This is a genomic window from uncultured Allobaculum sp. (assembly GCF_948576815.1).
Lineage (GTDB): Bacteria > Bacillota_I > Bacilli_A > Erysipelotrichales > Erysipelotrichaceae > Allobaculum > Allobaculum fili.
In genome coordinates this window covers 1-23,829 of record NZ_CAPAEZ010000036.1, presented here as the reverse complement: position 1 = coordinate 23,829, position 23,829 = coordinate 1, and the positions used below count along the sequence as shown (strand labels likewise).

General features: G+C 49.6%; 21 protein-coding genes and 2 pseudogenes. 4 read left to right on the top strand and 19 right to left on the bottom strand.

Annotated features, from left to right (window positions below; translation table 11 throughout):
- Positions 1 to 128 precede the first annotated feature (128 nt).
- The 11 genes from Q2J39_RS06455 to Q2J39_RS06405 all read right to left on the bottom strand — a co-directional run bounded on the left by Q2J39_RS06455 (position 129) and on the right by Q2J39_RS06405 (position 11,934).
- A complete protein-coding gene (locus Q2J39_RS06455; protein ID WP_230267029.1) occupies positions 129 to 425 on the bottom strand; it encodes an HU family DNA-binding protein in 297 nt (98 codons plus the stop codon).
- A 3-nt stretch (positions 426 to 428) separates the two neighbouring features.
- Positions 429 to 1,424, bottom strand: a complete 996-nt coding sequence (locus tag Q2J39_RS06450; protein WP_230267028.1) for an NAD(P)H-dependent glycerol-3-phosphate dehydrogenase — start codon at positions 1,422 to 1,424, stop codon at positions 429 to 431.
- A gap of 2 nt (positions 1,425 to 1,426) precedes the next feature.
- A complete protein-coding gene (gene der / locus Q2J39_RS06445) occupies positions 1,427 to 2,731 on the bottom strand; it encodes a ribosome biogenesis GTPase Der (RefSeq protein ID WP_288339602.1) in 1,305 nt (434 codons plus the stop codon).
- Positions 2,732 to 2,775: 44 nt separating this feature from the next.
- Positions 2,776 to 3,465 carry a (d)CMP kinase gene (cmk, locus tag Q2J39_RS06440; RefSeq protein WP_288339604.1) on the bottom strand — a complete coding sequence of 230 codons (690 nt, stop codon included), beginning with the start codon at positions 3,463 to 3,465 and terminating at the stop codon, positions 2,776 to 2,778.
- A 51-nt stretch (positions 3,466 to 3,516) separates the two neighbouring features.
- Positions 3,517 to 4,620, bottom strand: a complete 1,104-nt coding sequence (locus Q2J39_RS06435) for a hypothetical protein (protein WP_288339606.1) — start codon at positions 4,618 to 4,620, stop codon at positions 3,517 to 3,519.
- A gap of 121 nt (positions 4,621 to 4,741) precedes the next feature.
- Positions 4,742 to 5,305, bottom strand: a complete 564-nt coding sequence (gene efp, locus Q2J39_RS06430) for an elongation factor P (RefSeq protein ID WP_230267024.1) — start codon at positions 5,303 to 5,305, stop codon at positions 4,742 to 4,744.
- A 374-nt stretch (positions 5,306 to 5,679) separates the two neighbouring features.
- Positions 5,680 to 7,065 carry an NADPH-dependent glutamate synthase gene (gene gltA / locus Q2J39_RS06425; RefSeq protein ID WP_288339609.1) on the bottom strand — a complete coding sequence of 462 codons (1,386 nt, stop codon included), beginning with the start codon at positions 7,063 to 7,065 and terminating at the stop codon, positions 5,680 to 5,682.
- 2 nt (positions 7,066 to 7,067) lie between these two features.
- Positions 7,068 to 7,910 (bottom strand): sulfide/dihydroorotate dehydrogenase-like FAD/NAD-binding protein, encoded by an 843-nt coding sequence (locus tag Q2J39_RS06420; protein WP_230267022.1) that lies wholly within the window; start codon positions 7,908 to 7,910, stop codon positions 7,068 to 7,070.
- A gap of 332 nt (positions 7,911 to 8,242) precedes the next feature.
- A complete protein-coding gene (locus Q2J39_RS06415; protein WP_288339611.1) occupies positions 8,243 to 9,229 on the bottom strand; it encodes a zinc dependent phospholipase C family protein in 987 nt (328 codons plus the stop codon).
- Positions 9,217 to 10,767, bottom strand: a complete 1,551-nt coding sequence (locus Q2J39_RS06410) for a DUF2779 domain-containing protein (protein ID WP_288339613.1) — start codon at positions 10,765 to 10,767, stop codon at positions 9,217 to 9,219. Before Q2J39_RS06410 ends, Q2J39_RS06415 begins: the two co-directional genes overlap by 13 nt.
- 213 nt (positions 10,768 to 10,980) lie before the next feature.
- Complete coding sequence (locus Q2J39_RS06405; RefSeq protein WP_288339615.1) at positions 10,981 to 11,934, bottom strand: YafY family protein; 954 nt, start codon at positions 11,932 to 11,934, stop codon at positions 10,981 to 10,983.
- 131 nt (positions 11,935 to 12,065) lie between these two features.
- On the opposite strand from Q2J39_RS06405, the gene Q2J39_RS06400 reads away from it, so the two are divergent.
- The 3 genes from Q2J39_RS06400 to Q2J39_RS06390 all read left to right on the top strand — a co-directional run bounded on the left by Q2J39_RS06400 (position 12,066) and on the right by Q2J39_RS06390 (position 15,239).
- The gene (locus Q2J39_RS06400; RefSeq protein ID WP_288339617.1) at positions 12,066 to 12,278 is read left to right on the top strand and encodes a hypothetical protein; all 213 of its coding nucleotides are present in this window, start codon (positions 12,066 to 12,068) and stop codon (positions 12,276 to 12,278) included.
- A 411-nt stretch (positions 12,279 to 12,689) separates the two neighbouring features.
- Positions 12,690 to 14,309 (top strand): CTP synthase, encoded by a 1,620-nt coding sequence (locus tag Q2J39_RS06395; RefSeq protein ID WP_230267017.1) that lies wholly within the window; start codon positions 12,690 to 12,692, stop codon positions 14,307 to 14,309.
- Between the two features lie 495 nt (positions 14,310 to 14,804).
- Positions 14,805 to 15,239, top strand: a complete 435-nt coding sequence (locus Q2J39_RS06390) for an FMN-binding protein (protein WP_288339619.1) — start codon at positions 14,805 to 14,807, stop codon at positions 15,237 to 15,239.
- Positions 15,240 to 15,469: 230 nt separating this feature from the next.
- On the opposite strand, the gene Q2J39_RS06385 is transcribed toward Q2J39_RS06390, so the two are convergent.
- The 8 genes and pseudogenes from Q2J39_RS06385 to Q2J39_RS06350 form a co-directional block, all read right to left on the bottom strand.
- Positions 15,470 to 16,771 carry an alpha-amylase family glycosyl hydrolase gene (locus Q2J39_RS06385; protein WP_288339621.1) on the bottom strand — a complete coding sequence of 434 codons (1,302 nt, stop codon included), beginning with the start codon at positions 16,769 to 16,771 and terminating at the stop codon, positions 15,470 to 15,472.
- 303 nt (positions 16,772 to 17,074) lie between these two features.
- Complete coding sequence (locus Q2J39_RS06380; RefSeq protein WP_288339623.1) at positions 17,075 to 17,485, bottom strand: aminoacyl-tRNA deacylase; 411 nt, start codon at positions 17,483 to 17,485, stop codon at positions 17,075 to 17,077.
- Positions 17,448 to 18,053: an ANTAR domain-containing protein gene (locus Q2J39_RS06375; RefSeq protein ID WP_288339624.1), complete on the bottom strand. Its 606-nt coding sequence runs from the start codon at positions 18,051 to 18,053 to the stop codon at positions 17,448 to 17,450. The genes Q2J39_RS06380 and Q2J39_RS06375 overlap by 38 nt, the downstream gene beginning before the upstream one ends.
- 4 nt (positions 18,054 to 18,057) lie before the next feature.
- The gene (locus tag Q2J39_RS06370; RefSeq protein ID WP_288339626.1) at positions 18,058 to 19,215 is read right to left on the bottom strand and encodes a glutamine synthetase family protein; all 1,158 of its coding nucleotides are present in this window, start codon (positions 19,213 to 19,215) and stop codon (positions 18,058 to 18,060) included.
- Between the two features lie 333 nt (positions 19,216 to 19,548).
- Complete coding sequence (locus tag Q2J39_RS06365) at positions 19,549 to 19,782, bottom strand: hypothetical protein (protein ID WP_230267011.1); 234 nt, start codon at positions 19,780 to 19,782, stop codon at positions 19,549 to 19,551.
- 764 nt (positions 19,783 to 20,546) lie between these two features.
- The gene (locus tag Q2J39_RS06360) at positions 20,547 to 21,140 is read right to left on the bottom strand and encodes an SIS domain-containing protein (protein WP_288339628.1); all 594 of its coding nucleotides are present in this window, start codon (positions 21,138 to 21,140) and stop codon (positions 20,547 to 20,549) included.
- Positions 21,141 to 21,266: 126 nt separating this feature from the next.
- A pseudogene (locus Q2J39_RS10795) lies at positions 21,267 to 21,317 on the bottom strand (hypothetical protein); the annotation flags it as partial.
- Between the two features lie 412 nt (positions 21,318 to 21,729).
- Positions 21,730 to 23,064 (bottom strand): annotated as a pseudogene (locus tag Q2J39_RS06350) (glycoside hydrolase family 1 protein); the annotation flags it as partial.
- Between Q2J39_RS06350 and Q2J39_RS06345 the strand changes: the two are divergent.
- Positions 22,972 to 23,787, top strand: coding sequence for a site-specific integrase (locus Q2J39_RS06345; RefSeq protein ID WP_353960997.1), 816 nt, complete (start codon positions 22,972 to 22,974; stop codon positions 23,785 to 23,787). The pseudogene Q2J39_RS06350 and the gene Q2J39_RS06345 sit on opposite strands and share 93 nt — an antisense overlap.
- The last annotated feature ends 42 nt before the right edge of the window (positions 23,788 to 23,829 follow it).

Below are 23,829 nucleotides of genomic sequence, written 5' to 3'. Positions count from 1 at the left end.
TTATCCCAAGGAGGCGGTCGAGAAAATACCCGTCTTTTATTTGACGCTTACTTTTCACCGATGGGTCGCCCATTCAAAGAAAATTTACATTTACCATACAGGCTTGCGCAGACAAAGAAAAACCGGGATTAGTCCTCCCGGTTGTTGCAGCGATTTTTCAGTGTCTGACTGGGTTTGAATTTAGGAAGTTTGGTCGCTGGGATTTCCATACGTTCTTTCGTAACTGGGTTGATGCCCATTCGTTTCTTGCGATCAAAAATAACGAATTTTCCAAAGCCGGTAATTTCAACGGTTCCTTCGGAAATCAGAGCCTCCGACATTTCTTCAAAAAGCAGGTTCACGATCTCCGCAGAGTCTTTTTTCTTCAGGTTGAATGCAGAAGAAAGGCTGTCTGTAAGAGAATCCTTGTTTACGTACTTAGGCATGAATTAAAACTCCTTCTTTAAATCTCTAAGCATAAGATCACAGGCACAGTTTTTCGGTTCCTTGCCTTCGAAAAGGATCTGGTAGACCTCTTCGCAGATCGGCATGTCAATTCCGGTTTCTGCGGCGATATCATGAACGACTTTTGCAGTACGAATGCCTTCGGTCGTTTTCTTGTTCGTCTGAAGAAAATGTGTGACGTCATTTTCTTTGCCGATCTGAAGACCGGCCTGGAAGTTGCGGGAATTGATAGAGGAACAGGTAACGATCAGATCGCCGATGCCGGTCAGACCAACAAACGTTTCTGGACGGCCGCCAAAGCGCGTGCCAAAGCGGATCATTTCCTGCAGGCCGCGGGTAATGAGCGCGGCACGGGTATTGTCCTTGTACCCGAGACCGGCAATGATGCCCGAGGCGATCGCCATGACGTTTTTAACGGCGGCGCCAAGTTCGCTGCCGATTTCATCGTCGCCAGTATAAATACGCAGATACTGGTTGGAAAACAGCAGCTGAACGGCTTTCGCGTCGTCTTCCTTCAGGCTGACCGCATCAATGCTGGTCAGCTGACGCTCAATGACTTCTTCCGCGTGGGAAGGTCCAATCAGAGAAACGACCGAGGAAAGACGGTCCGCCGGCATGACGCGCCGGATGACCTGGCTCATGCGCTCATCGCTTCCCGGGTTGAAGCCCTTGGAAACATTGACCGCAATGACGGGTTTCGTTACATGCTCTGCGGCTTTTGAAGCAACCGATTCAATGGCTGCAGTCGGTACCGCAAAGAGGACGACGTCCGCGTCGTTTAAAACGTTCCAGTCCTTTGTGGCGTGAAGGGCCGGATTGAGATCGACGTCCCTGAAGTATTTCGAGTTTTTATGGTTTTGGTTAATGTCCTGAATTTCGGCATCGTCGACGCCGATCAGTTCGACAGGCTGATGGTTGTCACAGAGAACCTGAGCCAGCGCTGTGCCCCAGCTTCCGCTGCCAATCACAACAGTTTTCATTTTTATCTCTTCCTTGCGTGAATTCGAATCGGGGTTCCGATAAATCCGAAAGCCTCACGGAGCTTGTTTTCCAGGTATCTCTTGTACGAGAAATGGAACAGTTCCGGTTCGTTGACGAAGATCAGAATCGTCGGAGGCGATACAGAAACCTGCGAAGCGTAGTAAATCCGCAGCTGCTTGCCGTTATGCGGTTTTGGCGGGTTCATCATCTGGGCGTCCATAATAACGTCGTTCAGTACGTTAGTCGGAACGCGCATCGTGCAGGCATCATGGACCTGATCGATCAGCGGGAGCAGCGTATTGACGCGGGCTCCGGTTTTCGCGGAGACAAACGCAATCGGCGCGTAGGAAAGATACTTGAACTCTTCGCGGATCTTTTTCGAGATTTCGTTCATCGTTCTTTCGTCTTTTTCTACGGTATCCCACTTGTTGTAGACGATGATGACGCCTTTTCCTTCATCATGGGCCAGTCCGGCGACGTGCTTATCCTGATCGCGGATTCCTTTTTCTCCGTCAATCAGAAACAGGACGACATCGGCGCGCTCAATCGCGGAAACGGCACGGAGAACGGAATACTTCTCGATGTTCTCCCAGACTTTTCCGCGCTTGCGCATGCCTGCGGTGTCGATAATGACATAGTCGCGGCCCTCGTAGCGAAACGGCGTATCGACGGCATCGCGCGTTGTGCCTTCCACATTGGAGACGATGGCGCGGTCTTCTTTGAGAATCGCGTTGACGAGCGAGCTTTTGCCGACGTTTGGACGGCCGATGACACAGAAGGTCGTCATGCCGTCGTAGACTTTCAGTTTTTTATCCGGCAGGTATTTTACAATTTCATCGAGGACTTCGGCAACTCCGGTTCCATGTTCAGCGGACATGGGAATCGGATCGGAAAGACCGAGCGTATAGAAATCGTAAATCGACATGCGCAGGTTTTCATTATCGGCTTTATTTACCGCTAAAACAACCTGTTTCTTCGATTTCTGCAGCTTGCGGGCAATGGCGATATCGTCATCGGTAACGCCTTCGATGGCGTTGACCAGAAACAGAATGACATCTGCTTCTTCAATCGCGATATCGACCTGCATGCCGATCTCATCCGCAAACGCCTGATCTTCCAGCTGGATCCCGCCGGTATCAATTAAATAAAACGGCTGTGTCAGCCACTCCGCCTGTCCATAAATGCGGTCACGGGTAACGCCCGGCGTATCATCGACAATCGACTTGCGCTCGCCGATGATGCGGTTGAAGACGGTAGACTTGCCGACGTTTGGCCGGCCGACTACAGCCACTGTACCTTTCGTCATAAAAAACACTTCTTTCTGTCTGCCTGGCAGACTTTATGCATTCATTATGCGTGAGCCTCTGCTTTTTGCGCAGAGAGTGCCTGATTAATCCATTCGCAGACAACGTCTACGGTTTCCTGGAAATTCAGGCTGCTGGAATCAAGAACACGCGCGTCTTTGGAAATGCGAAGCGGGGCTTCCTTGCGGTTTTTATCGCGCGCGTCGCGCTCGATGATGGCCGCCAGCACCTCTTCGTACGGCTCTTCAATTCCCTTTTCTTCATTTTGAAGCATACGCCGCTTTGCACGGGCTTCCGGCGCAGCGTCCAGATAGATTTTGACGTCCGCATCGGGCAGCACGACATCGCAGATGTCGCGTCCGTCCAGAATATAGCCTTTGGAACGGGCGATTTCCTGCTGCAGGGCCACCAGCCGTATTCGAACTTCCGGCAGTGCGGAATAAATCGATGCCAGACGGCTGACTTCGGGCGTACGTATGATCTGGGAGACATTTTCACCGTTGACGGAAATGCTCTGATCGGCCGGATTCACTTTCAGATCGATGGAACTAAGCGCGTCTTCGAGTTCTTTCGAGCTTTTCGGCTCCATCTGCATCGCGTGCAGCTTCCAGGCCAGAGCCCGGTACATGGCTCCGGTATCGAGATGGATCAGATCATAGATCCGGGCGATTTCATCGGCAACAGAGGATTTGCCGGCTCCGCTTGGCCCATCGAGGGCCACATTGAATTTTTGCATCAGCTATTCAATCCAGAACGCTTTTTACGTCTGGATCTCCTCCTTTAAAATCTAGAAAATACCGAGTTTGGACATCCAGAAAATCGTAAGAATAATCAGAATGACGAGAAGGATGACACAGACGATCATGAAAATGGCTGCGCCTTTGGAAACAGGCTGATCTTCCTGATCGTAAACGGAAGCGCGAGGACGGGAATATTCTTCACTTTCGTCTTCTTCATCCTGCGTATGCAGTTCCGGCTTTTTTGCTCTGGCTTTGCGGGCGTGTTTTTTGCGGTGTGTCGGACGCTTTTCTTCGACTTCGTCTTCTGCATCGAGATCGTTATAGTCTTCATCAAAGAGGCGATCCTGATCGTCGTAGGAAAATTCGGAGCGTTTTGCAGGGGCGGCGATAATGACATCCTCTTCGACGAGAGCGTCGTCATCAAAGGCGCCAGGCACCTCTTCTTCCTCATCGATTTCGACATATTCGTCTTCATCGTCTCTGGATTTTCTGCGGGACTTAAAGAACGGTTTTCTTTTGCGCCGGCTTTTAGGCTTCTCTTCGTATTCTTCTTCGAATGCTTCTGTCGTTTCCTCTTCTGGTTCGGATTCGGGTTTTGCGAAGAAGTCATCGCGGGCAGAATGCTTTTTTGAAGCGGACTCGAGTACGCTTAAATCCACTTCAATTTCGCGCTCTACTGGCTCTTGATCTTCCTGGGCGGCTGCTTTTTGGGCCGCTTCTTCTTTCTGGCTCTTGCTTCTGGCAGCCAGATCCATGAGATCGGAGCTGTAGAGATTGAGCGTCGTGGAACCTGGAGCGGCGGTTTCCATCTCTTCAAGATGACGGTTTCGCTTATCCGCTTCGGGGTTTCGGTCGCTGTTAATGGTATGCAGAATCTGCATTTGTGTATCGTCACTGACAAGATCGCCGTTGGAGAGGTTGTACTGTTTTACTTCTCCAAGCAGATCTTCAAGAACAGGGTTTGTCGATTGTGCACGACTGTTTACCGGAGCCGCTTTGGCACGGCTTTCGCTTTTGACATCCGGTGCGGCCAGGCGAACGGTCTTTTCATTTTTTTGCGCACTTGGCGCGGAAGTTTTCGCTTCGCCATTCTGGTCGCTGATCGTCTGACGCAGATCCTGGTAACGGTCTTTACGGGACAGTCTGGTCATTCATTTCCTCCTTAAGCACGGTTTTCATTATAACAAATTCATAGCAAAATAATTAAAACAAGCCTTTAAATAAAGGCAAAAAACCAAAAAGAAAAGCCGCGGTATGCGGCTTGGAAGAAGACTAGTTTTTCGCGCGTCCGGAATATTTTCCGTCTGCAGTCGAAACAACGATCATTTCGCCTTCGTTGATGAACAGAGGAACTTTCAGCTCAAGGCCGGTTTCCAGTTTTGCATTTTTCTGCGCAGCACTGGTGGTATCGCCTTTTACAGCTGGTTCACATTCAACAACCTGGAGAGTTGCTTTGTCCGGAAGAGAAACACCGATGATTTCGCCTTCGTAGCTGGTTACGTTTACGTTATCGTTTGGCTTAACAAATTTGCGTTCCCATTCCAGGCGAACTGTCGGGATCTCAATCTGTTCGTAAGTTTCGTTATCCATGAAAACCATGGCATCGTCTGTATCGTACAGGTACTGCATTTCGCGCTTGTCGATCATGGCAGGCTCTACTTTTTCACCGCCGCCCCAGGAAAGCTCTACGTTGCTTCCTGTACGCAGGTTGCGGACTTTGGCTTTGACAACCATTGCAGAACGGGCTGTCTTATTCTGAAGGGTGTCCAGAACTACGAAGATATCATCTCCAACGCGAATTGTCTGTCCTGGTTTTAAATCGTTCGAACTGATCATGTCGGTTATGGCTCCTTTGTGATTGAATTTCGGTTTTATTTTAAAGAATTCCTGCCCCTTGTCAACTTTGCATCCTGCCTGCATGAATTTGATTGGCAAATATTTGAATTGCCGATAGACAAAGGCGATTCGTTTCTCCTGCGCTTTTTCGTCTCTTTCACAAGGCAGAAAACGGGTTTAATACCAAACCGGTTCATCCGTTCAGTAAAGCAAGACTGGATCAGTAAAAATCATGCACCCGTATTTGTGCTGCGACAAAAGATACAAAAGAATCGGGAAGAAAACGTGAAAACAGACAGAAGCGTCTGTCCGCAAAAAATCCGGACAGGCCTTCTGCCTGCAGTTTGAATCGTTTAAAGCAGAATCGGGAAAACTCAGGCGTCTTTGAGCAGCGCCTTGTCGATGGCTGCGGCGGCTTTCTTGCCGGCACCCATCGCGGAAATAACTGTAGCGGCACCCGTAACGGCATCCCCGCCGGCGTAAATGCCTTCGCGGGTCGTCATTTCGTTTTCGTCAACGATCAGACAGCCCTTGCGGTTGGTTTCCAGACCTTCGGTCGTCGAGCGGATCAGCGGGTTTGGCGAAGTACCGATCGCCATGATCATGCAGTCGGCATCGATCATGAAGCTGCTTCCTTCTTTGGCAATCGGGCGTCTTCTTCCGGAAGCGTCCGGTTCGCCGAGTTCCATTTCGATGCATTCCACCGCATTCACGCAGCCGTTTTCATCGCCGTGGACGGCAACTGGGTTGTTGAGCAGTTTGAAGATGATTCCCTCTTCCATGGCGTGTTCAACTTCTTCCTTACGGGCCGGCAGTTCTTCGAGCGAACGGCGGTAGACGATGTACACCTCGCTGCCAAGACGTCTTGCGCAGCGCGCCGCATCCATGGCGACGTTTCCGCCGCCGACAACGACCGTCTTTTTCGGATGATGGATCGGGGTCGGCGAATCTTCACGGTACGCTTTCATTAAATTGAAGCGGGTCAGAAATTCATTGGCGGAGAATACGCCCTTGAGCTCTTCACCGGGCAGATTCATGAAGTTAGGCAGACCGGCGCCGGAGCCGACAAAGACGGCTTCATAGCCTTCGTTCATCAGCTCTTCGATCGTTTCGGAGCGGCCGACTACGAAGTTGGTCACAAATTCAACGCCGAGATCTTTCAGCTTGGAAATTTCGTGCTGAACGATGGCTTTGGGCAGACGGAATTCCGGAATCCCGTACATGAGTACGCCGCCCGGCGTATGCAGGGCTTCAAATACGGTAACTTCATAGCCCATGCCGGCCAGATCGCCGGCTGCGGAAAGTCCGGCTGGACCGGCACCGACCACTGCAACTTTATGACCGTTTGGCTGCGGTTTTTCCGGCTTGCCTTCGCCTTTTTCGCGCATATAGTCGGCAACAAAGCGCTCGAGGCGGCCGATGGCCACCGGTTCGCCTTTAATGCCGCGTACGCATTTGGATTCGCACTGCGACTCCTGCGGGCAGACACGGCCGCAGATGGCCGGCAGCGAGCTGGTCAGCGAAATGATGCGATAAGCGCCTTCAAAATCGCCTTCGGCAACTTTCGCGATAAAGTCCGGAATATGAATATTGACCGGGCAGCCGCCGATGCAGGGCTTGTGCTTGCAGTTGAGGCAGCGCTTGGCTTCTTCGATTGCCGTTTCCGGCGTATAGCCTAAAGCGACTTCTTCGACGTTGGTAATACGGATATCCGGTTCCTGAACGGGCATCGGATGCTTGTTCATCTGCATGTTCGGCATGTTCAGTCCCCCTCCTTCCTGTTCAGAAGCCGGCAGGCTTCTTCATAGTCGTGATGCTCTTTTTCCTTATAGGCACCATTGCGGCTCATCGCCGAATCAAAGTCGACTTTATGTCCGTCAAAATCTGGACCGTCGACGCAGGCAAAACGCATCTGGCCATCGACAACGAGGCGGCAGCCGCCGCACATGCCGGTACCGTCGATCATGATCGGGTTCATGGAGACAACGGTAGGAATGTCATATTCCTTGGTCAGAGCGCAGACAAATTTCATCATGATCAGCGGTCCGATCGCGATGACTTTATCGATTTTCTGTCCGTTTTCGATCAGCTCTTTCAGTTTGGCGGTAACCAGACCTTTTTCGCCAACCGAACCGTCGTCGCTCATCAGATAGTACGTATCCGAAACGGCTTTGAACTCGTCTTCGAGAATGACAAGATCCTTATTGCGGAAGCCGACGATCGTTGTGACGTTTTTACCGGCATCGTGGAATGCCTTGGCCGTCGGCAGAGCGATTGCGCAGCCGACACCGCCGCCGATGATCACGACGTTTTCGCCTTCAATTTCCGAAGGACGGCCTAATGGACCGGCAAAGTCCGCGAGTTCATCGCCTTCTTCCAAAGCCATGAGCTTTCTTGTGGAGGCGCCGACCACCTGATAGATGATCGTTACCGTTCCCTTTTCGGGATCGGCGGCAGCGATGGTAAACGGAACGCGTTCACCGTCCTGGTCTGCACGAAGAATAATGAACTGACCGGCTTTCGCGTGCCGGGCAGCGTGAGGCGCATCGACCGTAATCTGAACGACGGTCGGATTGAGCACCTTCTTTTCCAGAATTTTGTACATAATCTTTTCCCTTCGCTAATGTGGTCTAATTATAAGCAAATTGTGTTTTCTCTTCTACACAGGCTCTTCAAAACGAAGCCGCGCAGGCTCTTTTTTCATGAAAATTCATGAAAACTTTTGATCCATCCAGACGGTTCGCGTACGCCCGTCGGATTTTCTCACACAAAAAAGATAAGCCTGTGCCCAGTCGGGCGCTTTACCAGATCCAATGCCGCATTTACCGCGTTCTTTCGCTGGACAAAGCCATCAAAAACAGAGTCTTTCGGTTGAAATGGCGAAAAGCCGCAGCAATCGAATCGGCAAAGTACCCGGAAACGGCCTGTACGTTCCCGTCAGATTTTCTGATCCAGATCGGCCAGTTCAAAATAGGTCGGAACAAATCCAGGGGGCATATCCATTTCGTAGTTGCGATCGCCCAGAAAATCGAGGAACGCCTGTTCGTCTTCCGGGCTGCCTGGATGAGCCAGACAGGTTTCGAAAAGATCAATGGTCCGCAAAGCTTTCTGCAGCGCTGTTTCCATCAGATCAAAGACCGATGCCGTGGTCGCTTCTCCGGATACCGGATGGCGCCATGGACTGTGCAGCAGATTGCATATGTCGACATTGTCTTCGTAATGGGCCGGAATGGAAAAGCCGGTCATCAGAAACTCCAGACGCGTTATTTTTTCCAGCGGGCGCAGCAGCTTTTTCTTAAGATCTTTCGGATCCCGGAAATGGCGTTCAATGCGCCGCCAGTCTTTCAGTACCTCCAGAAAGCTCGAAGGCGCAACGTGTTCGCCATAAATTTCGGCAATCGCCGGAACGTAAATCCGCGCCATGGCGCGTGCGGTCTGCGGCGATGTGGAAAAGCATTCCTTCGAAAAGTCATAGTCGGCAATCGTGAGATTTTTCCGGTATTTGAGCATGGCCGCGTCCAGCATCGATTCAAACTGATGGTGGCGCCAGGAACTGTCGCCTTTGCAGTTGCCTGTTTTCGAATAAATCAGCGGATGCATCGTGGAATCGAGCGCCCAGTGGCAAAGGTGGCCGCACACGTAGACGATCAGATCGTCCTGAATGTCCTTGTTTTTTTCGTTTTCAATCGAATGCAGCGCGCTTAAGTAAAAGTCATTGACGTGCTCGTTATGAAAGAGTCTGCCGTATTTGCGGATATCGGAAGGCTTGAGAATATCGTAAAAAGGATCGCTGTGATGAAAAAACAGAAAATCCGGTCCCTGGCTTCCTGTCAGAAACATCTTTCGCTTCGCGTTACACAAAGGATTGTTCAAGCGTTCGAGCACATCGTCCGCAAACAGGGCATGCGTAATCAGATTTGGCATTCTTCTTCCTCCAGTTTCTGTTTCAGGCCATCGGCCAGTTTCTTTTCGGCCAGCGTATCGAGCGAGCAGTATTCGCTGATATCTCTGGCCAGCTGCAGCTGCTGCAATCTGCGTTCATTTTGTGCCTGGCGGTATACGTTGACCGCCTGTACGCCGTTGGATACGTCCAGATCGTGATAGCTGACATCCTGGGCAAAGAGCGGCAGCAGCGTTTTCAGAGAACTGTGCGAACGCTGAGCAAGATTATAAAAGCAGCCGCTTTCAAAGGGCAGCGCAAGATCGATCATCCGCTCGCAGACCGATTCCAGCTGTTCTCGATACTCTGGAAACTGCTCGGCCAGCTGACGCAGACGCAGCTTTTCCGCGCCTTCCATATTGAAGACAAGAATGCTTCCCGTCTTTGGCAGATCGCGCAGCAGCGATCGAATAAACGCTTCCCGGCAGTCTCCCGTTTCAAAAAAGGCAGTATGGCTTAGCTTTCCCTCTCTGGTCTCGACATGCAGAGAATACTGAAAGCACAGCACATCAAACGGCCGCATGCCGGCATAGGGGGAGAGAACGTACGTGTCCCATTCAAAATCCAGATAGGAAAGCGGAAACGTCAGTTTGGAAAACCATTCTTCCACCCCGCCCGCATCCAGAAAATAGCCTTTTGGATTTCTGGCCGCCATGATCTGCGCGTACTGAAAAGGACTGCCCTCGACCGCTTCACCCGAAACCTGATCGAGCGTAACAATGCCTTTTTCCATCATCTGGCCGGCAGCAGCGCAGGAAGAAAGAAGTGCGACGGAATCATTTGGCAGCGTTCTCTTCTGATAGCACTCTTCATAAAAGGGACAGTGGGCGCTCGAACAAAGTTTGGTTTTGCGTACGGCGATTTCATCGAGTGAAAGATCAAGCGCCTGATCCAGCGCTTCTGCCGCCAGATTGAGAAACTTGCCGAAAGGTTCTTTCTGTTCGAGATCTCGAACCATTTCAATGGCTGTCGGCTTGCGAAATCCCCCGCGCGGTTTGCGCAGATGATCGTAGACGGTAAAAATCTCGTCCGCTTTTAAATCTGGATCGCTGATCAGATCGCTGCGCAGACAGATGAAGCGAATGGACGACACATCGATTCCATTGGCCGCCAGAACGGCACAGTCCGCGTACAGCCGATGCAGCATCGTATCTTTTGGGTTTGTTCCATACACGGGATACCAGACGATCCAGAGCGGCTTACCCTGTTCGATGGAGCCTTCCCGATCAAATTCCAGAACCGGAATCGTCGTGCAAATGCCCCGGCTTTCAAAGCGAAGATTTCGCGCCTTGTCGTGATGTCGCAAAATATCAAAGGAACGCCCGCTTGAATCTCCCTTTTGTCCACAGGGGAGAGGATCGTTTTCAAAAAGCTCTTCCAGGCGGCGGCGAAATTCGTGACCGTCGGGCAGTGCAAAATCATCGACTGCCCCATTCTGATGCCGTATTAAAACTACCTTGCGCAGACAGTTCAGGGCGCCTGCCGCTTCATTGGTGTGAATCATTCGTCGTTTCTCGCTCATAGGCACCATCTCCTCATTTCCTCTTGCCTGATGCGGATGGACTGGAATGAAAGCGAAGCATTCCGTCCTTGTCCAAACGTATGCGAACGGCGGGCGGTCTGGTCAGGCAAAAGGACCCTCTTCTGACTATCATACTCAAAAATAAATCAGGCGGATACACGTCCGCCTGATCGAGAAATAAACAGCAGTAAAACTTCAGCGGGAAAAGTTTGCTTAATCCCTGTAAAGATCCAGGATGGAAGCAAGCTTGTCCGTATATTCCTTAGCCAGCCATTTGGGGGCCAGCAAAATCACATCGTTTCCAAAACGGAACAGATTGCGTTCGATATGCGCCGGATCGTCGCAGAAGAAAGAATAGGTCACCCAGCCTTCGCGCTGTTCGCCGATTTTTGCAAAGCTCTGGCCCCAGCGAATTTCTTCAAAGAAGCGGCACTGTTCCTTGCGCACTTCAATCAGATAAATTTCCTTGTCGGCGCGTGTAAGGGCGGAAGTACCCAGATAATCCTTGAGCTTGAAATCTGCCTGCCGTTCGAATGTCGTATCGAGAAGTTCGAGCTTTAAAAGGCGCGCCGGTGAAATCCGAAACGTTCGGACAGCCTGACGATAATGGTCAAAGCCGACAAAGTACCAGTTGCCGTCCGAGCAGACGACATCGTACGGATCAACGACACGACGGATGGGATCCTTGCTTTCGCGGGAATGGTACAGAATCGAGATCTGCTGGCGACGGAACACCGCTTTGCGGATCCGGCTTAAATCGTCCTTTGCGGATTCAGAGAAATCGTTAATCCGGCTCGGGGTAAAGTGAATCGGCTTTTCCGGATCGCTGACCGGGTTGGACGCGATAATTTCATCAAGCAGTTCCGCACCCTTGGCCGCATACGGCTGATTGGGCGTGGACAGCAGACTGTCTCGGATCGTGGTCAGAATATCGATCGATTCATCGTTATATAAAGGCAGAGGCAGGACGGCTCCGCCTTCAAGCTCATAGCCGCCTCCGGCACCGCGTACCGTTTTAATGGTATAGCCGGCTTGTTCCAGTTCTTTTTTGTATTCACGAATGTTTCTTGGATTGGTCTCGAGAAGCTCTGCAAGTTCAGAGGTACAGACCGTCTGTCGGCTTTTCAAGATCATAAGCATTCGGATGCAGCGGGCAGTTCGGTTCATTCTGTTTCCTCCTCATTCTGTTTTTCCAAAGTTGCATCAGCCGCGCACCTTGGCGGCTGGCTTTGTCTGGCGTTCAGAATCTTGTGTTCTGAATTCCGTATTTTACACGTTTGATCGCAGGTGTCGACTCTATGGCTTTTTTCTGTGCATCTCATTTTGCTCAAATCCATGAAATGATCCTTAAAGAAGAACAGAACACTCAAAACGGTTTTCTTTTCAAACGTTCTTCTTTTTGCATATTCGTCAAAAAAGCGAAAGAAGAACGTCAGGTTTTCAGCGAAAATCCGTTTAAAAAACGCCTGGATCCGACAGGTAAGCATACCGTCCGAAAAGCAGATTCGTAAACTTTTTCCAAAAAAGAAACTGCTTTTCACTTAATTTCAGTATATCGAACTCCTTAGGATTTCAACTAGTTTCCGAACGAATTTTCGCGTTCTTTTTACGCAAGTTAACAAATTTCTTCTTTTTAAAGTGCGTAAAAAGTAACATCTTCGTCAAGTTGTCCATACATAACACGCAGAAGCAAAAGATAGGACTAGACTTTGTGTATAATACGTGCACAAATAGTGACAACAAAAGCATTTACAGGATTCGCAGAATATATGGCTGTTTTAAGCGATTATGTAAGGGCTTGATGAGGTTTGGAAACCCGCTCATTTTTCTCTCATTTTGCTTTTTCGGGTTCCGCCAATTCTTCTGTTATTTTCAAGGCGTAAAATTGGCAGGTAATTATTTTTTTGCAGGAGGATCTGCCTATGAAATACATTTTCGTTACCGGGGGCGTCGTATCCGGGCTTGGCAAAGGCATCAGCGCTGCCTCGATCGGACGCCTTCTTAAAGCACGCGGCTACAAGGTCACGGCGCAGAAACTGGATCCTTATATTAATGTGGACCCGGGCACGATGTCGCCGTTCCAGCATGGCGAAGTGTTCGTCACCGACGACGGCCTCGAAGCCGACCTCGATCTCGGGCATTATGAACGCTTTATCGATGAAAACCTTCACCAGTACTCCAATCTGACGACTGGAAAAGTGTACTGGAATGTGCTTAACAAAGAGCGCGAAGGCAAATACCTCGGACAGACGGTTCAGGTCATTCCGCACATTACCGACGAAATCAAAAACTTCGTCATGCAGGCGGGACGTTATGCGGATGCCGATGTCATCATTACCGAAATCGGCGGTACGATCGGCGACATTGAATCCCAGCCGTTTCTCGAATCGATTCGACAGGTCGCAGCCGAAGCCGGACGAAACAACTGTCTGTTCGTTCACGTCACCTACATTCCCTATATTTCGGGAAGCAAGGAATTCAAGTCCAAGCCGACCCAGCATTCTGTCAAGGAACTGATGAGCTTTGGCATTCACCCCGATCTCATCATTGCCCGCTGCGATGAATCGATTCCCTCTTCGGTTCTAGACAAGATTTCCCTTTTCTGCAACGTCGAACCCGAGTCGGTCTTCGAAAACCGCACGCTCGATTCTCTGTATGAAGTGCCATTGATGCTGGAAGAGCAGCATATTGCAGACGTCATCTGCAAAAAGCTCGGTCTCGAAAACCGAACGCCGGATCTGGAAAACTGGAAAGCCATGGTCGATTCCATTCACAAAGCCGATCAGGAAGTCACGATCGGTCTTGTCGGGAAATACGTCGCCCTGCATGACGCGTATCTTTCTGTTGCGGAAGCGCTCCATCACGGCGCCTTCAAAAACGGAGTCCGCCTGAACATCAAATGGATCGATTCCGAACATCTCGACAATTTTGACGAAGTTTTCTCGGATGTCGACGGCATTATCGTTCCCGGCGGCTTTGGCGGCCGCGGCATTGAAGGCATGATTGCTGCGGCGGGCTATGCCAGAGAGCATAAGATTCCTTACCTGGGCATTTGTCTGGGCATGCAGATCGCAGCCATTTCCTTTGCCCGGGACGTCCTCGGACTCGAGCAGGCGAATTCCTTTGAATTTGATGAAAACACGCCCGATGCGATTATCGATTTCATGGCCGATCAGTCCAATGACATTCGCAAAGGCGGAACGATGCGGCTTGGCGCCTATCCGTGCTACATCCATGACGGTACCCGCCTGCATGATCTGTATCAGGCGGACCGTACGAGCGAAAGACACCGTCATCGCTATGAATTCAACAATCTCTACCGCAGCCGCTTTGAAGAAAACAAAATGACGATCGCCGGAACGAGTCCGGACAATTCTCTGGTAGAAGCCATCGAGTATACCGATCATCCATTTTATATCGGCGTGCAGTACCATCCCGAATTCAAATCCCGCCCTACCCGCGTACATCCGCTCTTTGACGGACTGATTCAGGCCGCTGTGAAAAACGCCAGAATGAAATCCGAAGAGCAGGAACAGGAGTAGGAACAGGGGTAAGAGCAAGCGTAAGAATAATTGTAATTTCAGCCGTCTTTGTGACGGCTTTTTCTCTGTCTTCCAATAGGATCCAGAAAGCCCCTCCGTATGTCCGGTATTCGATGACGCTGTAAACGCATGTGATTTTCAGGCCAGTCCGCATCGTATACAGAATGTACCCGCAGGGTGAATCCAGACGGACGCCGCTTTTTGCCGTCACTGCCGGAACACTCGCATACCGTATGCAAAGTGAGGTTGATTTTCGCGAATTTCTTTGCATTTCCTGTTCAAAACGTTACTTTTCCGGTCACGGTTCTTGTTTTTTTCGCCGGATGCAAATTATGGTGATAAAATTAAATTCATTTTTTACGAATCAATTTGTTCGCCTTTTTCATTTCATTTGTTATAATCACGATTGAATTCCGGCAGATGATGTCCTTTTTGGGCAATCGTTTGTGAAAAATCGGATTAACGACGGCTGTATGCCGTCTGGAGGACAGACAAATGAACAAAAAAGCATTTGCGGCTCTCACCGCTGCGACTCTCCTTTTCGCAGGCTGCACATCTGGAAGCGCAAACAGCTCCAGCGCGGCCGGTGAAACCAGCAACACCGCTTACGTAGACCACGACGGTCAGGACGTATCCGCACCCGTTACGAAGAAAGACGGAAAAATCACGGGCGTAACCATCGACGAAACCACCGAAGATGGAAAAACAAAAAAAGAACTCGGTGCCGAGTACGACATGAAGAGTGCTTCCGGCATCGGCAAGGAATGGAACGAACAGGTTGAATTCCTTGAAAAATACATCGTTGAAAACGGACCAGAAGCCGTTAAACTCGATGCAGACGGCTACGCAGAAGACGAAGACGTGAAGAGCGGATGCACCATTAACCTTTCCGCCATCATGGAAGCCGTTGACGAAGCAGCAGCGAAGTAATTCACTCAAATGCCTGCGCGCAAACTTTTGCGCCGTCAAAAATACGCATAGGAAGTAAAGGCATAGCCACCATACTCGAAAGACTTGGGGAAGTTCTGTTCGGGTTTAGCGTGTGCCTGAACTTTTAAACCATGCATAAACGAAAGCCTCATGACCGATCGCATGTCATGAGGCTTTTTTGCGGATTCAAATAGTATTTCGGTCGGGTTTCCTTCTCGCTTTTCGGGAAGTTAAAACCCAAGAATCTTAAAGGAATTGGGTTCGACATGAACCGATCCCTGAATGTCTTCGCTCTCGTCATTCATCAGGTTCGTCATGCGCTGATGGGCTGGAACCGGGATATCGACCGGTTCATCGAGCAGATTGACGGCGGTCCATACGGATTTCCCATCGAGGGAGCGCTGGAACACGCACCAGGGATTGTTAATCGCGATCTGGGTGTAGTCGCCATACACGAGTTCCGGATGCTCAAGACGGATTTTCGCCAGACGGGCGATCTGATCCGTCAGTTCATTCCATTGAGGAACTTTAACTTCCTTGCGCAGTTCCGTATCGTTCTGGTTTTTGCGGCCTTCCATTCCCCACTCGCTGCCGTAGTAAACAGCCGGAATGCCCGGCATCGTAAAGAGCATTGCATAAATCGCTGGCAGCTGCTTTTTGTTTTCGAGCTGGGAAGCGATTCGGTTGACGTCATGATTATCGACAAAGGAGAGCAGATGCCTGCCGGTATAGAGACACCACGGTTCCTTGCCAAACTGGCGTTTGAAGGAATAGAGAATCTCGTAAAAGTTTTTCGAGTTGAACGAGGAATACAGTCCTTTGTAGCATTCGTAGTTCGTACACGAATCGAGCATCTCGCTGTTTACCCAGGTGTTGTAATCGCCATGGAGCGTTTCGCCAAGCAGGAAAAACTCCGGATTGCGGCTTTTGACATGATGATGAAGCGTACGCAGGAAATCCGGATCCAGGCAATAGGCGACATCGAGACGAAGACCGTCTACGCCAAACGTGTCGATCCAGAAATCGACGACGGAAAGAAGCTCCGAAACGACTTCCGGATTTTTCAGGTTGAGCTTGACGAGCGCGTCATACCCTTCCCAGTTCTGGTACCAGAGATGATCGTCATAGGAATTGTTGCCGTTGAAATCGATGAGAAACCAGTCTTTGTAACGCGAATTTTCCCGGTTTTTCAAAACGTCCTGGAACGGCGGATATTCCCTTCCTGCATGATTGAATACTGCGTCAAACAAAACCGAAATGCCGTTTTCATGATAATGGTCGACCAGATGCTTCAGGTCTTTCTCGTCCCCGAGCCGGGAGTCGACTTTGCGATAATCCGTGGTGTCGTAACCGTGGCTGACGGATTCAAACAGCGGATTGAACAGAACCATGTTCATGTTCAGCTTTTTGAGATGATCCGTCCACGTTTCAAAGCGGCCAAGCCGGTGCGTCAGCTGGCGGTCGTTTTCAAATGGAGCACCGGCAGCGCCAAGCGGATAAATCTGATAAATGTTGCTGGAAAATGCTTTCATACATAAAACATCCTTTCTCTGAAAGTGTATCCGCTCAAACCCGTACTTTCCAATCCCAGACAATCATTTGGAAAGCAATTCAAACAAAAAATACAAATTGATTTATCAACAATCCGCAGTACAGTCTTCCTATACCCAAACCAAGAAAAATCCGGTCCAAAACAAAGAAAAATCCGGATCTTTCTCTTTCGGGAGAAGCCGGATGTATGTTTCTGTTTTTCAGCTGCCTGCGGGCAAAGCTAGTCTTCGCAAAGATCTGCCGGTTTAACCTGGAAGGTTTCGATCAGATCGTTCGGATTCATTTCAATCTGCACGCCGATCTGACCGCCGGAAAAAAATCGGATCGTGAGAGAGGGCGCTCTGATCAATAAACGTTGCAAACTTCTTTTTCATGCCAAGCGGCGAACAGCCGCCATGTACATAGCCGGTCAGCGGAAACAGTTCCTTTTGCGCGATCATTTCAATCTTCTTGGTTCCCACCGCTCTGGCGGCTTTTTTCAGGGAAAGATGGGCGTTTGCCGGCAGCATGAACACGTAATGTTCTTTATCGTGTCCGACGGTAACGAGCGTTTTGAACACCTGCTCTTCGGTTGTATTTAGCAGATGGGCTACCGTCTGTGCATCCGCAGCTTCGGAAAGCTTTAAATCATGCGGAACATAGTCAATTTTATGCGTATCAAGCTGACGTATCGCGTTTGTCTTTTTTACTTTCACTGGAAATTCGCTCCAATCTGGCAAGGATCTGCCTTGCGGCGGCCACTTTGGTCATCGAATGATCCATCGCCGTTTTCAAAATGTACTGGTGGGCTTTCTCTTCCGACCAGCGGCACTTCAAAGCCAGTTCGATTTTGACCTGACTGATGAATTTTTCATCCTGTGCCTTCTTTTTCTCCCGCATCAGCGACTGGGAAAGACGTCTTGCCTCATCAATGGACTTGCGCAAATACGCAAGAACCTGAACCAGAATGGTCCGCGCCGTATTTACGGGCAGAACCAGAATCGGGACGCTTCGCATCTGATAGGACAGCGTATCGACCAGCTCGGGTGAGCAGAGGATCAGACCGGAAATCTGATGCAGCGCGCAAAGTTCCAGAACAAGAGAAGGAATCGCAGACTGGCGTCTTTCCACTTTCACTGCGATCAGATCGACCAATGAGGAAGCCAGATAGCGTCTGGCGCTGCTGCTGTCCATGCGCAAAACGGCATTCCAGCCGCAGTTTCGCAGCAGGTCTTCACTGAGCTGCGGCAGCTCATCGAGGATGAGCAGAGTTCTCACGGACACAGCATTACCCTCTGGTTTTATACGCCTGAATTACGGCCGGATCGATATAGTGCTCAACAAATGCGGACTGATCCGCCAGAATCTGCGCTTCCAGGCGGCTTGCGGCGACTTTCTGGATGGGAACGTCTTCAATTTTGAGATTTTGCCGCAGGCCTTCCATACCCGCAAACAGCACAAGAGCAAAGGTCAGATACGGATTGGCCTGCGCATCGGGAAGGCGGACTTCCAGCACGTCATGCGATAGCGGCGGAATGCGGACCATGACGTTGCGAATTCGATCCGAAAAATTAAAGCGCTTAGGTGCCGTCGCATACGCCAGGCGCGTATACGATTCGGCAGAAGGGCAGAGAAAAAGCTGAACGTCCGGCAAATAGCGCAGCAGTCCGGCGATAAAGGCGCCCTGTTTATACAGACTGTCCCCGAGAAAACGGATCTGCACGTGCATCGCACTTCCCGGCTGATTTTGGAGCGGGTTTGGCGAAAAATCGGCATAGAGACCATTGGAATTGGCAGTCGTACGGACAATCCACTTAAACAGAGACGCTTCATCGGCAGCATCGAGCGGTTCTGAAAAATGAAAGTCGATCTCATTTTGTCCCGGACCGAGCTGATGGAACGATTTATGCGGATCCAGCCCCATTTCTTCAAGCAGCAGACAGATCTCACGGCGGATATTTTCCCCGCCATCTAAGGGCGCCACATCCATATAGCTTCCCTCATCAAAAGGAATCTTCGTTCGCTTTCCCTTTTCGTCGCGTTCAAAAAGATAAAACTCAAATTTGGAGGCCATGAGCAGATCCAGATCGAGAGCATGCGCCTGATCGAGGGCATTTTTCAGCAGGGTGCGCGGATCCGGTTTATATTTGCGGCCGTCAATATGATACAGATCGCAGACCATATGAATCACGCCGTTTTCCATGGATCGCCAGGGCAGAAGAATCATCGTCGAGGCGTCCGGCTTAATGACCAGATCTTCCCCGTTTGTGCTGTTTCCAAAAACCTGCGATCCGTCGATCGTAATTCCCTTCTCAAACGCCTTTTTCAGCTGTACAGGCATGATCGAGACATTTCTCTGTACCCCAAATAAATCGTAGTAGGCCAGGCGGATGAATTTTACGCCTTCCTCTTCCACATACTGCAAGACATCATTCTGACTGAACATAAAGATTCCTTCCTGTTCGGTATGAACCGGCTGAACGATTCAAATTCTCATTTTGTATCGAAAATCCGCTTTTTGGCGCTCGAAGCAGGAGCCGATTTCAACAGGCGGATTTGTTTTTTTTATACGCTCTTTCAAGTATAGACAGTCGGCGCAGAGATTATCAAAGCTTTCTGTACAGTTCAAAAACTCACCATCCAGAGGGCGGTTTATTTCTGAACTTGAAATCGATTTCCTGCATTATTCCCCTGTGCGAATTTGGAAGCAAATAAAAAAAGATGGCCAAATTCTTTTCCAAACGGACCATCCAGTCGAACCGGAACTTTACCTGGACGGCTAAATCTGTGGGCTCTTTGCAGCGCCTTCGGAATGTTCCAGCCGCTTCTGGTAATTCTGGATAATCTTTTCCAGCGTAATTTTCTTCATTTCCTTTTCAAACTGCTGCTGAAATTCGTCAAAGCTGTCCTGCAGAGCCAGACAGAAAGGAACAGAAAGAATGACTTCTTTTTCCGCAGTGAGCGACTGGCAGAAAGCGGCCGACTGGATCCGGCAGGCGTACGGTCTTGTCATCTATGCAGCCAACGGCTTTTCCATGAGTGAAAACCTTGCGATCCTCCGTCCTTCTGGCTGGTTCAGTGAAAATTTTGCCGACTTTATTCAGAAATACGGCTTTCAGACTCCTTTGCAGGGCTTGAACTATCCTTTCCCAAGTCCAGCGAGTTTAATGCGTTTTATACCCGGCTGCTCAAAGGCATTCACTACGAGAAGCCAGTCTCTCCGATTCTGCCTACGCTTCGACAAATTACACAGAATCGGCCAGACTATATCCTGACCACAAACGTGGAAGACCGCTTTGCGCAGGCAGGATATCCTGAAAATGGAATCTTTTATCTCGAAGGCCGCTTTACCCATCGAGCAAATCATGAATACATACCAGAAGAAGATCTGTCCTCCATCCATTCTCCTATGGATCTGGAAACTGCTTTTTAAGACCGCTCACCGCCCAGATGCCGTGTGGTTATCCGCAAAGCTGTCTGATCGAGATGAATCATCAAAAAATGTTGTCAGCCCCTGTTTCCTCTGTTCGAGAGCTCGATATGACCGGCAATTTGCAGGAAAATCTTGAACTTCTTCAAAATGAACTGCAACGATAAACATCGCTTTTTCAAATACAGACCAAACCGGAAGCCTTCATCACCGGGAAAGAAGGACTTCCGGTTTATTTCAGGCAGTATTCGATTATGAGCTGCATCGGCAGGTGCCATCGTTTTTTAAGGCAAGCCGCCGAACCCGCTTTCCTGACTGCTTCGTCAGCATAAGTCAGACTATTTTCTTTATTCGGGCAGTCGACTGTTTCTACGGATATCTTCAAGCTGTCTTGCGGTCTGAATCTTGTTTCGATCGTTCTTTTCATAGTGTCTGGCAAAGAAGCCGGCATAAAGAACGTTCAGCAGATAGGATACGGACTGCTCGCTCGCAAATGTTGCAATCTTGGTATAGAGATGTTCATCATCTGGAATGGTCAGAACGTTTGTAAAATTTTTGCGAAGATAATTATTTCCCGCGCTGGTCAGAACGGCGGTGGGAATTCGGGCGTCCTTAAGATACGGAACGATCGTCATCGGTTCCGCATCGGAATTGTTTCCGGCGTAGGAAATGAGAATGGCCATATCCAGACTGGACAGCGTTCTGGCGGTAATGCCCATTTCCCTGGGGGTACATACTTGCACGGGTTTCTGTATCGTCATCATTTTTCTGGCAAAAAGATACGCACTGTACGTATGGGGTGAGATACAGAAAACCGCAATCCGTCTTGCCCGCTCCATTAAGGAGACAATCCGGCTGACCATGTTCAGATCCAGCGTTTCCCGGGTATCTTCGATGGTCTGAATCATCGTTCTGGCCAGCGCATCCGTGATGAAGTTCAAATCCGAATCCGCCTGAAACGGATAGTTGACATCGACCCGTTCAGGATGGACCTGGGCCGTGTACAGCTCGGCGACCACATCGTCTCGAAAATCGCGCCAGCCCGCATAGCCAAAGCTCTGCGCAAAGCGGACTACGGTCGGTTTGGAGACAAAGGCAAACTCGGCTAGGTTTTCCAGAGAAAGCTCATGAAAACCGGTTCGATGTTCAAGAATGACCTATGCAATGCATCGCCTCGTATTAGAATACTTCAGAGCGGCTTCTTCAATTTGCTGGATGAGTTTCATGCTGTCCTCCCGCCTGCCTCTGCAGGGGATGTATTTTCATCTTAACAAGTCAGAGAATTGAATAAAACCTCTTACGGTCCATTTGGTTCCTTTCTCCTGCTCGTGCAAAAAGATCATCCGATTCTAGTGGAAAACTGCTTTTCCCTTTTTCTATCTCCAGTTTTCTATCTCCAGATTCCGTTGTTGAAAAAAGAGCAGGAAGACATATTCCAGAGAAATGGCTCTTCCCGCTCTTTTCGATTAATCTTATAACCTTTGCCTTTGATCTTTCGTTTTTCTGATTCAGATAACTGCTGGTTTACAGTCACTTGGACTGGATCAGGCTTTCTCCGTTGGTCTGAATGACATCCCGGTACCAGTAAAAGCTGTCCTTTGGAATTCGCTTCATATCCTTGAGATCTTTTTCATCCCGATTGATATAGACGAAACCGTAACGTTTCTGATAGCCCTGGTGGGTGCTGACCAGATCCATAAACGACCAGGGGCAATAGCCCATCAGCTCAACGCCATCCTGAATGGCCAGAGCAGCCTGTTTTAGATGCTTTGCATAGTAGTCGATTCGATAGCTGTCGTGAACATGGCCGTCATCTTCCAGAAGGTCTCGGGCACCCATACCGTTTTCCGTAATCAGCAGCGGCATGTGGGCATGGGCATAGAGGCGGCGCAGCGTCGTACGAAGACCGACGGGATCAATTTTCCAGCCAAATTCGGTCGATGGAAGGCATTCGTTTTCTTCTGCACGGTAAACGCCTTCTTCCCCGACCATCACCTGCTGATCGCCGTTTCGCGGCTGGCGGTCATGCCCGTCATTTTTTGGTGCGCTGACGGTAGCGGTCGCGTAGTAGTTCACGCCCATGAAATCCGGTCTGGCTTCGCGAAGAAGCTCCATATCCCCTTCCTGAATTTCCGGCTGCCAGCCATGGTCTTTGAGATACTCCCAGGCCAGCGAATTGTACCGTCCGTGTGCATACATATCGATGTACAGCCAGTTGCGCAGCGTTTCCCAGTTATCCGCCGCAATGGAATCTTCAGGGGCACACGTCTTGGGATAGACGGCAATGATATTCGGGGCAGCTCCGATGTGGGCTTCCGGATCGATCGTTCGCAGTCTCTGAATGGCTCTTGCTGAAGCCAGAAACATGTGATGGTTTTGCTGGTAAAGCTCTTTCTGACTCGGTACACCGCGGGGATTCATCGCGCTTGGATGCAAAATCATGACACTCTGCTCGTTGATCGTCAGCCAGTCCTTAATCTGATTCTGGAATTCCTGAAACAGCAGGGCCGCATACGCTTCGAAGGCATCGATCGTCTCCCGATTGGACCAGCCGCCGTTTTCGTCAAGCGCCAGAGGTAGATCGAAATGATACAGTGTAGCGATCGGGCGAATGCCGGCAGCGCAGAGTGCGTCGACGAGTTTGTGGTAAAAATTCAGACCTTCCTGGTTGATCTTCCCTTTTCCTTCGGGGAAAATCCGGCTCCAGGAAAAGGAGAAGCGATAGGCTTTCAGCCCCATCTCCTTCATCAGCGCCACGTCCTCCAGGAAGCGATGGTAATGATCGCTGGCTACGGAGAAATCGGACGTTTCTGCCGGATGGTGAAGATCCTGTACCGACAGACCTTTTCCGTCTTCGGCTGCAGCGCCTTCTACCTGATAGGCGGAGGTGGAAGCGCCCCAGAGAAAATCTTCGGGGAACGCAGTTTTTTAAAATCTCTGGATATGTCATACGAGGTAACCTACAAAGGCCATCAGCGTATTGATGATACAGGTAAACCATACTATGTGAATGAGTACACAGAATCCTATACTGTGCCTACACAATACAAAGTGTTCTTTACTCTCTCATTGTTCTGTGGATTCAGAAAAGGCGAAACACTTGCTTTGCACTGGAATGACATTGACTTTAAGGAAAAGAAAATCTCTATTTCAAAATCGGTGCGTATGACGGAAAACGGATTTGATTATAAAGAACCTAAGACAAAGAAATCTGTCAGAAAGGTATCTATTCCAGATGATGTAATCCCACTTTTGAAGCAGTATCACTTTGAGTACATACAGACACGATTTAGTCATGGTACTGCATGGCAAGGCGATTTGAGCAATGGCGGTAATCTATTTATTCAAGCAGACGGAAAGCTTATGGGGCATACAACACCATATCAGTATTTTACAAAGCATTTACACCGCTATAATGAGTGGGTGCAGAATAATCCAGACAAAGCAAAGGCTGAGGGATTAGAGGAATTACCGATTATTCCGCTTCATGGGTTGAGACATTCATGTGCTACCTTGCTTAATTATCTGGAAGTCAACATCATTGAAATATCAAAGACATTAGGACATTCAACCTGTTGTTTTTTGTAGTTTAAAACTGGTCCAAAAAAGCGAAAATCGGATTTGAAAACT